This is a genomic window from Aeromonas rivipollensis (genome assembly GCF_010974825.1).
Classification (GTDB): Bacteria; Pseudomonadota; Gammaproteobacteria; order Enterobacterales; family Aeromonadaceae; genus Aeromonas; species Aeromonas rivipollensis.
The window spans coordinates 41,874-55,985 of record NZ_JAAILA010000008.1; the positions used below are offsets into that span (position 1 = coordinate 41,874).

General features: G+C 61.0%; 9 protein-coding genes. 4 read left to right on the forward strand and 5 right to left on the reverse strand.

Annotated elements, in window-relative coordinates:
• Nucleotides 1–207: 207 nt before the first annotated feature.
• Both G4923_RS05455 and nagE read right to left on the reverse strand, forming a co-directional pair.
• Entirely contained in the window at nucleotides 208–2,871 is a 2,664-nt protein-coding gene (locus tag G4923_RS05455) for a beta-N-acetylhexosaminidase (protein WP_163135945.1), read from the reverse strand.
• 123 nt (nucleotides 2,872–2,994) lie between these two features.
• Nucleotides 2,995–4,449, reverse strand: a complete 1,455-nt coding sequence (nagE, locus tag G4923_RS05460; RefSeq protein WP_106887386.1) for an N-acetylglucosamine-specific PTS transporter subunit IIBC — start codon at nucleotides 4,447–4,449, stop codon at nucleotides 2,995–2,997.
• Between the two features lie 271 nt (nucleotides 4,450–4,720).
• Here nagE and nagB point away from each other — a divergent pair, with 271 nt between their 5' ends.
• From nagB to nagC, 3 genes are read left to right on the forward strand one after another with little or no spacing between them, the layout of a single operon-like run.
• On the forward strand, nucleotides 4,721–5,521 hold the full coding sequence (nagB, locus tag G4923_RS05465) for a glucosamine-6-phosphate deaminase (protein ID WP_163135947.1): 801 nt from the start codon (nucleotides 4,721–4,723) through the stop codon (nucleotides 5,519–5,521).
• 9 nt (nucleotides 5,522–5,530) lie between these two features.
• Nucleotides 5,531–6,676, forward strand: a complete 1,146-nt coding sequence (gene nagA, locus G4923_RS05470) for an N-acetylglucosamine-6-phosphate deacetylase (RefSeq protein WP_111911259.1) — start codon at nucleotides 5,531–5,533, stop codon at nucleotides 6,674–6,676.
• Between the two features lie 4 nt (nucleotides 6,677–6,680).
• Nucleotides 6,681–7,895, forward strand: a complete 1,215-nt coding sequence (nagC, locus tag G4923_RS05475) for a DNA-binding transcriptional regulator NagC (RefSeq protein WP_162519201.1) — start codon at nucleotides 6,681–6,683, stop codon at nucleotides 7,893–7,895.
• A 186-nt stretch (nucleotides 7,896–8,081) separates the two neighbouring features.
• Here the strand turns inward: nagC and G4923_RS05480 are convergent, their stop codons facing one another.
• The 3 genes from G4923_RS05480 to aspS form a co-directional block, all read right to left on the reverse strand.
• Nucleotides 8,082–9,707: a phosphoethanolamine transferase gene (locus tag G4923_RS05480; protein ID WP_163135949.1), complete on the reverse strand. Its 1,626-nt coding sequence runs from the start codon at nucleotides 9,705–9,707 to the stop codon at nucleotides 8,082–8,084.
• Nucleotides 9,708–9,977: 270 nt separating this feature from the next.
• Nucleotides 9,978–10,718: a YebC/PmpR family DNA-binding transcriptional regulator gene (locus G4923_RS05485; RefSeq protein ID WP_005325689.1), complete on the reverse strand. Its 741-nt coding sequence runs from the start codon at nucleotides 10,716–10,718 to the stop codon at nucleotides 9,978–9,980.
• Nucleotides 10,719–10,787: 69 nt separating this feature from the next.
• A complete protein-coding gene (gene aspS / locus G4923_RS05490) occupies nucleotides 10,788–12,566 on the reverse strand; it encodes an aspartate--tRNA ligase (RefSeq protein ID WP_163135951.1) in 1,779 nt (592 codons plus the stop codon).
• 432 nt (nucleotides 12,567–12,998) lie between these two features.
• Between aspS and G4923_RS05500 the strand changes: the two genes are divergently transcribed.
• A complete protein-coding gene (locus G4923_RS05500) occupies nucleotides 12,999–13,847 on the forward strand; it encodes a DUF72 domain-containing protein (protein ID WP_163135953.1) in 849 nt (282 codons plus the stop codon).
• The last annotated feature ends 265 nt before the right edge of the window (nucleotides 13,848–14,112 follow it).

The window sequence follows — 14,112 nt, forward strand, 5'->3', positions numbered from 1 at the left end:
TGCCTCCCCACCCTATGCCGCCTGCGGCCTGGCTGATCGCCAGACAAAAAAAGCCCCGCACTAGGCGGGGTCACAAGTGATGAAAAACAGACAATACACACACAACAAAGGTTCACACGCACAGTCAACCTTTCCCAAATCCGATGACATATCGGCCTTGGGAAAGGCGGGTCTTGCGACCCGCCCTGTGTCAGTGACGATACGTTATCAGTTCAGCTCGGTGACGCGGCTGGCGCGCTTGCCGTCGAAGCTGGTGGTGCGCAGATAGACCTTGCCAGTCACGCTCGGCTTGGCCGCGGCGTCATAGGCGGTCCAGGTGGTGCCGTCCAGGCTGTACTGGATGGGCAGACCCGGCAGATCCACGTTTGCTTCCAGCTTGCCGTTCACCACCTTGGCGCCCGGCACGGAGAGGCGGTATTCAACACCGGCCTGATCCAGCTTCGGCAGCACGCGCTGACCCAGCAGGTTGGCGAACTGGTTCCACTCCTTGTTCAGGGTGGCCTTGTTGACGTGCTTGGAGGTACCGGAGAACTCGCGGCCCTTCACGTAATCCAGCTCGAAGCCGCCCTTGTGCCAGGCACGCTCGGCCACAGAGAAGATCCGCGGGTAGACCATGTACTCGTACTGGGCGTCGGTGCGCACGGTTTCGCTCCACTGCTGACCGGAGATCCCCTTGAACTTGACCGGATCCTGGTCACCCTTGGCCACGAAGGCGTTGCCGTCGCGGTCAACCGAGGTCTCGGCGTTCTGCGGCAGGTTTTCCGGGGCGAAGGCGAACACCTTGCGGGTGTCGTTGAAGCGGGTCGCCCAGTAGTAGCCACGCTCGGCCGGGTGTACCTCGTTCGGGAAGTCGAAGTAGAGGTAGTCGGGGTTGGAGAGCACCACGTCATAGCCCTTGTGCGCCCACTTCATCGCCTCGTTGAAGCCACCCCAGTAGAGGGTTTCCCAGAAGTTGACCCGGGTCTTGTCGGTGGCGAACACGCTGGCGTCCGTGGCGTACTTCAGACCATCTTCCCACGCCTGCAGGGTGGAGAAGCCGTGGCCCTTGACCATCTCGCTCACTTCCTTGGCGAAATGAACAGGCAGCTCGGCCACGTCCTTGATCTTGCCATCGTCGATCATCTTCTGGCACATCGGGGACTTGCCGAACGGCTTGTCCTGCTTGCTGGAGTCGACGTTGCCCTTCCAGGCGACCAGATCGGCTTTCTGGGTGACGGCCGGATCCTGATAGCCGCCGCCCTGCATGATGTTCTTCGCCTCGTCACCACCGTAGTGCCAGGCGGTCAGGGGCTGACCGGCGGCCTGGTGCATCTGGGCCACTTCATCCATCACCTTGGCCACGAAGGTGGCAGCACCCGGCTGGCAGGGGTTGATGAAGGACATCTTGTCGTAGAACTGCACAGAGGTGACGTTGGAGGTGTCATCCGGGTCAGTCAGACGGAACTGGTTCGCTTCCGCTTCCTTGCCTTCCGCCAGCAGACGCTTGTAGCGCGCCTCCATGGAGACCACGGCGGCACGGGCGTGAGCCGGCATGTTGATCTCGGGGATCACGGTCACGCCACGGGCCTTGGCGTAACGCACCAGGTCGATGTAGTCGGACTTGCTGTAGAAGCCGGAGCCCATGTTGTCGCTGGTCGGGCCGGAGCCGAGCTGCGGCATCAGGCACTGGGTCTCGGAGAGATCGTGGCAACGCTGGCTGCCGACGTCGGTCAGCTCCGGCAGGCCCGGGATCTCGATGCGCCAGCCTTCATCGTTGGTCAGGCCCAGGTGCAGCACGTTGAGCTTCATGGCAGACATCTGGTCAACCAGCTTCTTCATGGTCTCAGTGCTTCTGAAGTGGCGGGCCACGTCGGTCTGCATGCCGCGGTATTCGAAGCGCGGTGCATCCTCGACGCTCATCTGGCTCACCAGCTTGTCGTTGACCCCCAAGAGGGAGATCAGGGACTGGGCGCCCCAGAAGGCCCCGTCGATGTCATGACCCTGCACCACAGTGCCTTTGGCGCCTATGGTCATGTCATAGCCTTCGGCCTGCTTGAGCTTGCTGCCGAGCTTGATGGTGACCGGGTAGCCGGTGTCGGAGAGGGTAACACCCAGCTTGGTCAGTTGAGCCTTGATGGCCTCGGCGCGATCGCTTGGCAGGTCCAGGGCATTGAGCTTGATGGTGGAGAAATCGACCTGGGGACCGGCCTTGACCACCTGCTTCATCGGGGTCGGCAGTATCTGGTCGTCAATCTTGCCGGCAGGCAGCAGGGTGCTGGTCTGGTTGGCGGCAAAACGGGTCTCGCTGTTCATCAGGATGTTGTTGTCATCCTTGGTGCGTTTCCAGCCATCGGCCGGCATCGGCTTCTCATAGGTGGTGGCATCGTCGATGTTGCTCATGCTGGCCAGCACTTTCGGCTCGGCCCCTTCGCTGGCGACATACCAGTTCGGCATGATGTCAGATTCGAACAATACCCAGTACTCCACCACCAGGGGCACTTCGACCGTGGCGTCCTTGGCAAAGCCCTGGAACTTCTCGGTTGGCGTCAAACGATAGAGGTCGCCGGTCAGGTGGGTGATGGTGAACTGGTCGTTGTCCACCCGCTGGATGCGGCGGATGGAGGAGACATAGATGCTCCAGTCCTTGGAGGTGACGTCGGCACCGGTATTGGTCAGGTGCAGCTTGGCAACACCGCAGCTCGCCCACTCGGAGCCCAGGGCCTGGCAGTCGAGGCCGGCGCCGGCACCGTCATTGGTGACGACTTCGTACTTGACGACCAGATTGCTGGCGAGGGAATCGACCACGGCTTGCTTGGCGGCATCGGCTGCCTGCACTTGGCTGACGAAAACGGTAGACATGGCAATGGCTAACAGAGAATGTTTCAAGTTCATAACTGCTGCTCTCATTTGAAGTAAAGGTTGGATTTTCTTGGCTTTTTTTATATGGGGCCCCGGCAACGGGGCCCTTAGTTATGTCAACAATGGACTTAGACTTGAGGTGAGCGAGTCGCTCGATTAACGCAGGGCTTTCATCTCACCGGCGATGATTTCGGCCAAGGGGCCCAGAATCACCTGCAGGTTCTGCTCACCGAGCTTGACCACACCGGCCGCGCCCAGGGCTTTGAGCTTGCGCTCATCGACGATGCTGCGATCTTTCAGGGTCAGACGCAGACGGGTGATGCAGGCATCTATGGTCACTAGGTTGTCCTGGCCACCCAGCACTTCCAGATACTGGCGAGCCAGCTCGGTGCGGTCGGTGGTCTGAGCCTGTACCGGCACGGCTTCGTCATCTTCACGACCCGGGGTTTTCAGGTTGAACTTGACGATAACGGCACGGAAGATGGCGTAGTAGAGACCGAAGAATACCAGGCCTTGTACCAGCAGCATGTACCACTGGGTCGCCAGCGGGTTGCGGCTGGAGAGCACCATATCCACCAGACCGGCACTGAAACCGAAACCGGCGATCCAGTGCATGCTGGAGGCGATGAACACGGACAGGCCGGTCAGCAGGGCGTGGATGACGTACAGTACCGGCGCCACGAACATGAAGGAGAACTCGAGCGGCTCGGTCACCCCGGTGAAGAAGGCAGCAAAGGCGGCTGCGATCATGATGGAGGCAACTTTCTCTTTGTGCTCTTTCTTCGCGCTGTGGTAGATGGCCAGTGCTGCACCCGGCAGACCGAACATCATGATGGGGAAGAAGCCAGCCTGGTACATGCCGGTCACGCCCACGACAGCCTTGCCGGCGTCGATGGAGGATTGGCCACCCAGGAAGTTCGGGATGTCGTTGATGCCGGCCACGTCGAACCAGAACACCGAGTTCAGGGCGTGGTGCAGACCGACCGGGATCAGCAGACGGTTGAAGAAGGCGTAGATGCCGGCACCGGTGGAGCCCATGCTGACGATGGATTCACCGAAGTTCACCAGGCCACCATAGATAACCGGCCAGACCGCCATCAGGATGAAGGAGACAACGATCATGACAACGGAGGTCACGATCGGCACCAGACGACGGCCGGAGAAGAAGGCCAGCGCCTTGTGCAGCTCGACGCTGCTGAAGCGGTTGTACAGCTCAGCCGCGATGACACCGCAGAGGATGCCGACGAACTGGTTGCTGATCTTGGCAAAGGCTGCCGGCACCTGGTCGGCCGGGATACCCTTGATCTGGGCAACGGCGCCCGGGCTCAGCAATGTGGTGACCACCAGGAAGCCGACCAGACCGGCCAGCGCGGCGGAACCGTCTTTATCCTTGGACATGCCATAGGCGACACCCACGGCAAACAGCACGGGCATGCTGTCGATGATGGCGGCACCCGCCTTGATCAGGAAAGCTGCGACCGGACTTCCACCGCCCCAGCCGTTCGGGTCAATCCAATAGCCAATCCCCATCAGGATCGCTGCGGCAGGCAATACCGCTACCGGCACCATCAGGGCACGGCCGATCTTTTGCAAATAACCGAGAATGTTCACGGTTCCTCTCCTTAGTTGATGTTTTTCTAGAAATTAAGTGCTTATCACGTTCGACGCATAAGCCATCAAGGCTTGATTGGCAGTCTATGTGTTTTATTTCGCTGCGCAAATTAATAAACCAGCTTTCGTGATCATTATCACTCAACAGAGATAAAGGTAGCGGATAGATGTGGCTTAGTTCGCAATCTTTATTTACGCTATAAAACAACTTGAATCCGTGTTTGGTCCCTTGCCGTCAATCCTGTGCGGCAACCGTACTGAGGTATATAAAATGCGCCTGATCCCGTTGAAGTCTGCCAGCCAGGTGGGTCTCTGGTCTGCCCGTTACATCGTTGACCGCATCAATGCGTTCAAACCGACAGCCGACCGCCCCTTCGTGCTGGGCCTGCCCACCGGCGGCACGCCGCTGACGACCTACAAGCGCCTGATCGAGCTGCACAAGGCCGGCGAGGTGAGCTTCCAGCACGTGGTGACCTTCAACATGGATGAGTACGTGGGTCTGCCCAAAGAGCACCCGGAGAGCTATCACAGCTTCATGTACAACAACTTCTTCAATCACGTCGACATTCGCCCGGAAAACATCAACATCCTCAACGGCAATGCCGAGGATCTGGTGGCCGAGTGCAAGCGCTACGAGGACAAGATCAAGTCCTACGGCAGGATCCACCTCTTCATGGGCGGCGTCGGCAACGACGGCCACATCGCCTTCAACGAGCCAGCCTCTTCCCTGGCCTCCCGTACCCGGGTCAAGACCCTGACCGAGGATACCCGCATCGCCAACTCCCGCTTCTTCGGTGGCGACATGGAGCAGGTGCCCAAGCTGGCGCTGACCGTGGGTGTCGGCACCCTGATGGATGCCGAAGAGATCATGATCCTGGTGACAGGCCACGCCAAGGCCCTGGCCCTGCAGGCCGCGGTGGAAGGCTGCGTCAACCACATGTGGACCATCTCCACCCTGCAACTGCATCCCAAGGGCATGATGGTGTGCGACGAGCCCTCCACCATGGAGCTGAAAGTCAAGACGGTCCGTTACTTCCAGCAGCTGGAAGCCGCCAACATCGACCGCCTGTAAGGAGCCGTCATGTACGCACTGACTAATTGCACCCTCTATACCGGCAGCTGCGTGCTGACCGGCCACGGCGTACTGATCGAAGGCGACAAGATTGTCGCCATCTCCCACCTGGCCGAACTGCCAGCGGGCATTGAGCAGATTGATCTCAAGGGCGCCAACCTCAGCGCCGGCTTCATCGATGTCCAGCTCAACGGCTGCGGTGGCGTCATGTTCAACGGTCACATCACAACAGAGACCCTGGCCACCATGCAGGCGGCCAATCTCAAGTCCGGTACCACCAGCTTCCTGCCGACCCTGATCACCAGTCCGGATGCCGACATGAAGCTGGCGGTGGCGGTGACCCGCGACTACATGGCCGCCCGTCCGAACGAGGTGCTGGGGGTCCATCTGGAAGGGCCCTACACCAACCTCAAGCGCAAGGGCATACACCCGGCCGAGCAGATCCGTCAGCCCGTCGACGAGATGATCGATTTCTTCTGCGCCAACAGCGACGCCATCGCCAAGATCACCCTGGCGCCGGAGCGCAACAAGCCGGAGCACATCCGTCGCCTGGTGGAGGCCGGCATCTTGGTCTCCGCCGGCCATACCGCCGCCAGCTATGACCAGGCCATGGCCGGGTTTGACAACGGCATGCGCTTTGCCACCCACCTCTACAACGCCATGACCCCGACCCTGAACGGTCGCGAGCCTGGCGTGGTGGGCGCCATCTATGATCGCAAGGATGTCTATGCCGGTGTCATTGTCGACGGTCACCACGTGCACTGGGCCAACGTGCGCCTGGCACACAGGATCCTCGGCGAGAAACTGGTGCTGGTCACCGATGCCACCGCCGCGGCCGGTGCACCGGAAGGCTTTGAGCAGTTTGATTTTTGTGGCGCAACCGTCTATTTCCGCGATGGTCAGTGCGTCGATGAGAATGGTACACTCGGCGGCTCCGCCCTCACCATGATTGAAGGGGTGGAGAATCTGGTCAAACAGGTCGGATTACCGCTCGATGAAGCACTGAGAATGGCCACCCTTTACCCCGCTCGCGCCATTGGATGGGACTCACGTCTCGGTAGTATCCAGGTCGGAAAAATTGCCAACCTCACCGTCTTTGATCAGGCCTTCACGGTCTGCGGGACCGTGGTTAACGGACACTACACAACACAGTGACACTATGACTGGCGGACAAATAGCAAACGTAGATCTTATCAAGCAGGTGAACAGTGCCGTCGTCTATCGACTCATTGACCTGCAGGGGCCCATCTCGCGGGTCAAAATTGCCGAGTTGAGTCAGCTGGCCCCGGCCAGCGTGACCAAGATAACCCGGCAACTGATCGAGCATGGGCTGATCAGGGAGACGTCGCCCCAGGCGTCAACCGGCGGACGACGCGCCATCTCCCTGACCACCATCAAGCATCGCTTTCAGTTTGTCTCCGCCAAGCTTGGCCGCGGCTATCTGCAGCTCTCCCTGTATGATCTCGACGGCAAGGAGCTCGATCAGCACATCACCCAGGTGACAGAGATAGAGCAACAGCCCGTGGTCGACATGCTGCTGCGGGAAATTGGCGCCTTCATCGACGCCAATACCGAGCGCAGCCGCAACCTCATCAGCATAGCGCTCACCATGCCGGGTCTGGTCAACCCGGAATCCGGCATGGTCATCTATACCCCCACCTACCAGATCCGCAACCTGGGGCTCGCCAAGCTGCTGGAGCACCATTTCAACCTCCCCTGCTACGTGGGCAACGACACCCGTTCCCTGGCGCTGGCGGAGCACTTCTTCGGCGAGTCCCGCGACTGCATGGACTCCATCCTGGTGAGCGTGCACCAGGGCACCGGCTCCGGCATCATCACCAAGGGGCAGGTATTCCTCGGTCATAACCGCAACGTCGGCGAGATAGGCCACATCCAGGTCGAACCCCTCGGCAAGCGCTGCCACTGCGGCAACTTCGGCTGCCTCGAGACCATCGCCTCCAACGAGGCCATCGTCGACAAGGTGAAGGAGCTCATCAGCCGCGGCCACCTGAGCTCGCTGCAGGAGAAGCACATCACCATCCAGGAGGTGTGCAAGGCTGCCGTGGCGGGGGATGAACTGGCCCGCAGCGTGATCGAGAACGTGGGAGAACACCTGGGCCGGGCCATCGCCATCACGGTCAACCTGTTCAACCCCCAGAAGGTGCTGATCGCCGGTGAAATCACCGCCGCCGAAGAGATCCTGATCCCGGCCATCCGTCGCTGCGTCGAGCACCAGTCCCTGCCAAGCTTCCACCGTGGCCTGCCCATCGTAAAGGCACGCTTCCAGAACCAGCCCACCATAGGCGGCTTCGCCCTGGTGAAGCGCTCCCTGCTGGAGGGGGATCTGCTGCAGATCATCATGGAGCAGAAGTAAAGGTCCAAGCCTTGAGAAACAAAAACGGCAGCCAGTGGCTGCCGTTTTTTATGGTCTGTTTTCGCCGGTTTACCCCGCCCGGCAGTGCTTGAACAGGTCAAGCTTGCCGTCATAGACCTGAGTCTGCACATCCATGATACCGAGCATGGTGCGGGGCAACAGGTTGTCGCGTTCGGTTAGCCTGACTCACCCCGCCCTACAGGGCTTGAACAGATCAAGCGCGCCGTCATAGACCTGGGTCTGCACGTCCATGATACCGAGCATCGAATGGAACAGGTTGTCGTGGGAGAAGCGCTTGCTGCCCGCCTCCTGGCGCAGGCAATCCTGATTGAGCCCGCGATCCCGCTGCAATTGGGGAGAGAGCCAGGTCAGCAGGGGCACCCGGGTCTGATCGTCCGGGGCGAACTTGTAGGGGGTGCCGTGCAGATAGAGCCCCAGCGCCCCCAGGGATTCCCCGTGATCCGACAGGTAGACCAGCCCCACGTTGTACTGGCTCTCCAGGGTCTTGAGCTTGGCGATAAGCTGGGACAGCACCTTGTCGGTATAGCGGATGGTGTTGTCATAGGTGTTGACCAGCTCCTCGTTGCTGCAGTTCTCGATGTCGCTGCGCGGGCAGTCCGGCAGGAAGACGCGATCCCCGGCCGGGTAGCGGCGATAGTAGGTCGGGCCATGGCTGCCCATCAGGTGGAAGGCTACCAGCTTGCTGCCCTGCTTGCCCTTCATCCCGGCGATCTGCCGATCCAGCCCCTGCAGCAAGACCTCGTCATAGCAGGAGTCCCCTTCACAGTATTGGGGGAAGGCCTTGGGCTCGATCTCCAGGGTGGGCACGTTATTGCATACCCCCTTGCAGCCGCCGTCGTTCTCCTTCCACAGCACAGAGACACCGGCGTGTTGCAGCACGTCCAGCAGGCCGTCCCTGGACTTGGCCAGGGTCTCGTCATAACCACGGCGCGTGAGGTTGGAGAACATGCAGGGCACCGAGACTGCGGTGGCGGTGCCACAGGAGCGCACGTCCCTGAAGGAGACGAGATCCGGCTCCTTCATGGTGAAGCCGTTGGTCTGCTTCTGGTAGCCGTTGAGGGAGTAGTTCTGGCTGCGAGCCGTCTCCCCCACCACCAGGAACATCAGGGTCGGCTTGCCGCCCTTGTCCACCACCCTGGCATCTGTGCCTATCGGCTGATAAGGGACAGGGGTGGCGAAGAGAATATCCCTGGCGTAGCGATAGAGACCGCGCACGTAGTTGGAGGGGACTATCTCTTTGACGATGGTATGGTTGTTGCGCCCGACTGAGGCGTAATCCTGGTAATAGAGGGCGGCGACGCCGACCAGGAACAGCAGGGAGAGGGCGATCCCCGCCAGACGCATGCCCAGCCCCTTGTACCAGGGGGTTGGGTATTCGATCTTCAGCCACAAGAGGCCAAGCACCGGCAGCACGGCGGTCAGCAGGAACCAGAGCACCACTGAACCATTGAGGTAGGAGCTTGCCTCCCCGCTGTTGGTTTCGAGTATGTTCTGCACCATGCCCACATCGAAGATGATGCCGTATTTGAGCATGGCGTAGCTGACCAGGGAGGCGGTGACGATCAGGAAGGTGAAGAAGGGCTTGAGCAGATAGCGGAAGGTGAACGGCAGGAAGACCGCATTGAGGGCGGCGACCAGCACCAGGGGGATAGAGAGGGCAAACCCCGCCTTGACGTGCTCGAGGGCGCTGAGAATGCGGTAAAAGTGCAGAAAAATGGGCCAGTTGAACACCAGTGCAAACAGCAGCACCAGCAACAGATTGACCTTCATCACTCCCAGAGTGAGGCGCATAAGAAGACTCCGACAAACCAATGATCTGGAGACCCTGCATGGGGGCTCCGTTGTGGGCATCCCTGTCACCCGTCTCTCTTCCCGAGCAGACAACGCGGTGATGGGCACAGCGGCCCGGATGCAATTTGATCCTAGAAAGGCAAACTTAAGCGGGCATTAAGGGAGGCAAAGCGAAGGAAATGGGGCCAGAGGAGAGTCAGTAAGATAAAAAAACGGCAGCCTGAGGCTGCCGTCTGGTATTTATCCCCAGTCAGGGGCGGTGCGATCAGATCAGAGCAGCGCGGCCACTTCGTCGGAGATGGAGCCGTTGTGGTAGACCTCCTGAACGTCGTCCAGGTCTTCCAGCATGTCGATCAGACGCATCAGCTTGGGGGCGGTGTCGGCGTCCAGCTCGGCTTCGGTGGAGGCGATCATGGTCACTTCGGCGCTCTGGGGCTTGAAGCCGGCGGCTTCCAGGCCATCGAGCACTGTGCCGAAATCGTTCGGGGTGGTGTAGACCTCGATGGAGCCATCCTCTTCGGTGACAACATCATCGGCACCCGCTTCCAGGGCCGCGTCCATCAGGGCATCTTCGTCCACGCCCACGAAGGTCAGCAGACCCTTCTTGCTGAACAGGTAGGCGACCGAGCCGTCGGTGCCCAGGTTGCCGCCGCACTTGCTGAAGGCGTGACGCACTTCGGCCACGGTGCGGTTACGGTTGTCGGTCAGGCACTCCACCATGACGGCGGAGCCCGCCGGGCCGTAACCTTCATAAACGATGGTCTCGAGCTGCTCGCCATCGCCACCACCGGCGCCGCGCTGGATGGCACGGTTGATGGTGTCACGGGTCATGTTGCCGGTCAGGGCAGCCGCTACCGCCGCGCGCAGGCGCGGGTTGTTGGCGGGATCAGCATCACCGAGGCGAGCCGAGGTGGTGATTTCGCGGATCAGCTTGGTGAAGATCTTGCCACGCTTGGCGTCTTGCGCCGCCTTGCGGTGTTTGATGTTGGCCCATTTGCTGTGACCTGCCATAAAAACTCTCCGTTATAATTTTGAAATCAATGGGATACGGGTCGCATGGCGACCCGTTCTTCAATCTTCTCAGGCGTCAGCCTTGGCATCAGCCTTGGCAACGGTGGCGATGGCCAGCTCGGTCAGCTGGGCCTGGTTGGCGAAGCTCGGAGCGTCCGTCATCAGGCAGGCCGCTGCCGTGGTTTTCGGGAAGGCGATCACGTCCCGGATGTTGTCGGTACCGGTCAGCAGCATGCTGAGGCGGTCCAGACCGAAGGCCAGACCGGCGTGCGGCGGGGTACCGTACTTCAGGGCATCCAGCAGGAAGCCGAACTTCAGGCGCTGCTCGTCCGGGGTGATCCCCAGGATGTCGAACACTGTGGACTGCATCTCGCTGTTGTGGATACGCACAGAACCGCCGCCTACTTCGTAGCCGTTGATCACCATGTCGTAGGCGTTGGCATAGGCACTCACCGGGTTGGCTTTCAGCTCGGCCGGGCCCAGGTTGCTCGGGGCGGTGAAGGGGTGGTGCATGGCAGCCAGGCCACCTTCGCCATCTTCCTCGAACATGGGGAAGTCGATGACCCAGAGCGGCTTCCAGACGTTCTCCACCAGACCCAGATCGCGGCCCACCTTCAGGCGCAGGGCGCCCATGGCGTCGCACACCACCTTCTTGCTGTCGGCGCCGAAGAAGAGGATGTCGCCGTCGGCGGCACCGGTACGGGCCAGGATCTCGCGCACTATCTCGTCGGACAGGAACTTGGCCACCGGGGACTGCACGCCCTCGAGGCCATTGGCGGCGGCGTTGACCTTCATCCAGGCCAGGCCCTTGGCACCGTAGATGCCGACAAACTTGGTGTACTCGTCGATCTGCTTGCGAGACAGCTCGGCGCCGCCCGGGACTTTCAGGGCTGCTACGCGGCCTTTGGGGTCGTTGGCGGGGCCGGCGAAGACGGCGAACTCGACGGCGGTCAGCAGGTCTGCCACATCCACCAGCTCCATGGGCAGGCGCAGGTCCGGCTTGTCGGAGCCGAAGCGGCGCATGGCCTCGTCGAAGGTCATGATGGGGAAGTCGCCGAGATCCACGTTCAGGATGTGCATCCAGAGTTTGCGGATCATCTCTTCCATGATTTCGCGCACCTGGGGCGCAGTCATGAAGGAGGTCTCCACGTCAATCTGGGTGAATTCCGGCTGGCGGTCGGCACGCAAGTCTTCATCGCGGAAGCACTTGACGATCTGGTAGTAGCGATCGAAGCCGGACATCATCAGCAACTGCTTGAACAGCTGCGGGGACTGCGGCAGGGCGTAGAACTTGCCCTTGTGCACCCGGCTCGGCACCAGGTAGTCACGGGCCCCTTCCGGCGTCGCCTTGGTCAGCATGGGGGTCTCGATGTCGAGGAAGCCCTGCTCGTCCATGAAGCGACGCACGAAGGCGCTGGCCTTGGCACGGGTCTTCAGGTACTTGGCCATCTCGGGGCGACGCAGGTCCAGGTAGCGATACTTGAGGCTGACCTCTTCGCTGTTGACCTGGTTGAAGTCCAGCGGCAGCGGCTCGGCACGGTTGATGATGATGAGCTCGTGGGCGAACACTTCGATGGCACCTGTGGCCATGTCGCTGTTGCGCTGGGAGTCCGGACGGGTACGCACCACGCCGGTCACCTGGATGCAGAACTCGCCGCGCAGCTCGGAGGCCAGGGCGAAGGCGTCCGGCTTGTCCGGGTCGAAGAAGACTTGCACGATCCCTTCCCGGTCGCGCATGTCGATAAAGATGAGGCCGCCGAGATCGCGACGACGATGGACCCAACCGCACAATGTAATGGTCTGCCCGGCATGGGCCTCATTGACCTGTCCGCAATAGATAGAGCGCATGGACTTCTTCCTTCGAAATGGTAGAGAGACGGTTCACCTTGGGTCGCCGGGCACGACTGGCAAGCACCGTCTGTCTCACAGCTGGCCAGATCCTGGTTCTTACCCGGTTTGAAATCAGTCTCATATCATCCGGCTCCCCGAGCCGGATACTTGCCGCCAATGCCGGCTCGCGCCGAGTGGCCCCTTGAGGGGTCGACGCGCGAGGCGAGAACATCGGCAAGCGTCGTTGTCTGGCAACCTTGTGACCCCGGTCATCGCCACCTTAGGCGCACAACCCCGTGAGTCACAACGATTTGGCAAACAAAAGGGCTGGCATTATAGAGGAAAACCCCCATTTGGGTAAAATGGCCCGCAGCCTCCTTTGCCCTGTTTTTTGTTGTCCTGGCGCAAAAAGGGGAGCAAAACAGCATAAATCCGCAGACAGGAACCAACATGAGCCTCTATTTGGGTCTGCCCCAGTGGTCACACCCGGCCTGGCCCGGCCAGCTACTGGGGGTGGGCGCCAAGCCTGCCGAACACCTCGCCCACTATGCCCGGGTGTTCAATACGGTGGAGGGCAACACCACCTTCTACGCCTCCCCCACCCCGGAAACGGTGCGCCGCTGGGCCGATGCGGTGCCGCCCCAGTTTCGCTTCAGCTTCAAGTTCCCGCAGGCCATCAGCCACCAGAGCGATCTGGTGAGCGCCGACAAACAGGTGACGGACTTCATTCAGCTGCTGGCGCCCCTGCACGACAAGCTGGGGCTGCTCAAGCTGCAACTGCCCGCCCGCTTCGGCCCCGCCGGCCTGCCACGCCTCGCCGCCTTCTTCGAGGGCTTGCCGCCGGATTTCACCTATGCCCTCGAGGTGCGCCACCCCGACTTCTTCGCCAAGGGGGAGGCGGAGCGCACCCTTAACCGGCTGCTGATGGACAAAGGCATCAACCGCATCATGCTCGACAGCCGACCGCTCTTCTCGGTGCCCGCAACCACGCCGGCCCTCGTCGATGCCCAGGGCAAGAAGCCGCGCCTGCCGGTGCACCTGCTCGCCACGGCCAACAGCCCTGTGGTGCGCCTCATCGGCCTTCCTCATCCCGAGGACAATCACCCCTTTTTGCCCTCCTGGTTGCCCCATTGGAAACAATGGCTGGCAGAGGGGAAGGATCTCTACCTCTTTATCCATACCGCCGACAACGCCCGGGCCCCCGAATTGGCCCGTCAGGTCAGTCGGCTGCTCGGTCAGGAGATGGCCCCCTGGCCGGGGGAAAACGATCGCGCGCGCCAGGGCCTGCTGCCCTTTTAGCCGCTCCCTTCCCCGCCCCTGTTTCACCGCTAAAAAAAGCCGTTTTTTTGTGGCCCCACGGGGCTCGGCGTCAAGACAAACGCCCACCTTTCCTCTACACTACCGCCCCAAGTAAGGACCCGGACGCCCGCCATTGCATAGTGTTGCAGGCGACCGTCCGGCTCCCGGTAAAGGGCTCTGACCGCTGTCCATGGCAACACCTGCCGCAGACGGCTCATCCCCATAAAGGACCAGGATGATGGTCCATTGCGAACGGGGCGGGCCC

Coding starts and splice junctions, on each gene's coding strand:
- G4923_RS05455 (WP_163135945.1), bottom strand. CDS start 2,871: ATGAACTTGAAACATTCTCTGTTAGCCATTGCCATGTCTACCGTTTTC.
- nagB (WP_163135947.1), top strand. CDS start 4,721: ATGCGCCTGATCCCGTTGAAGTCTGCCAGCCAGGTGGGTCTCTGGTCT.
- nagA (WP_111911259.1), top strand. CDS start 5,531: ATGTACGCACTGACTAATTGCACCCTCTATACCGGCAGCTGCGTGCTG.
- nagC (WP_162519201.1), top strand. CDS start 6,681: ATGACTGGCGGACAAATAGCAAACGTAGATCTTATCAAGCAGGTGAAC.
- G4923_RS05480 (WP_163135949.1), bottom strand. CDS start 9,707: ATGCGCCTCACTCTGGGAGTGATGAAGGTCAATCTGTTGCTGGTGCTG.
- G4923_RS05485 (WP_005325689.1), bottom strand. CDS start 10,718: ATGGCAGGTCACAGCAAATGGGCCAACATCAAACACCGCAAGGCGGCG.
- aspS (WP_163135951.1), bottom strand. CDS start 12,566: ATGCGCTCTATCTATTGCGGACAGGTCAATGAGGCCCATGCCGGGCAG.
- G4923_RS05500 (WP_163135953.1), top strand. CDS start 12,999: ATGAGCCTCTATTTGGGTCTGCCCCAGTGGTCACACCCGGCCTGGCCC.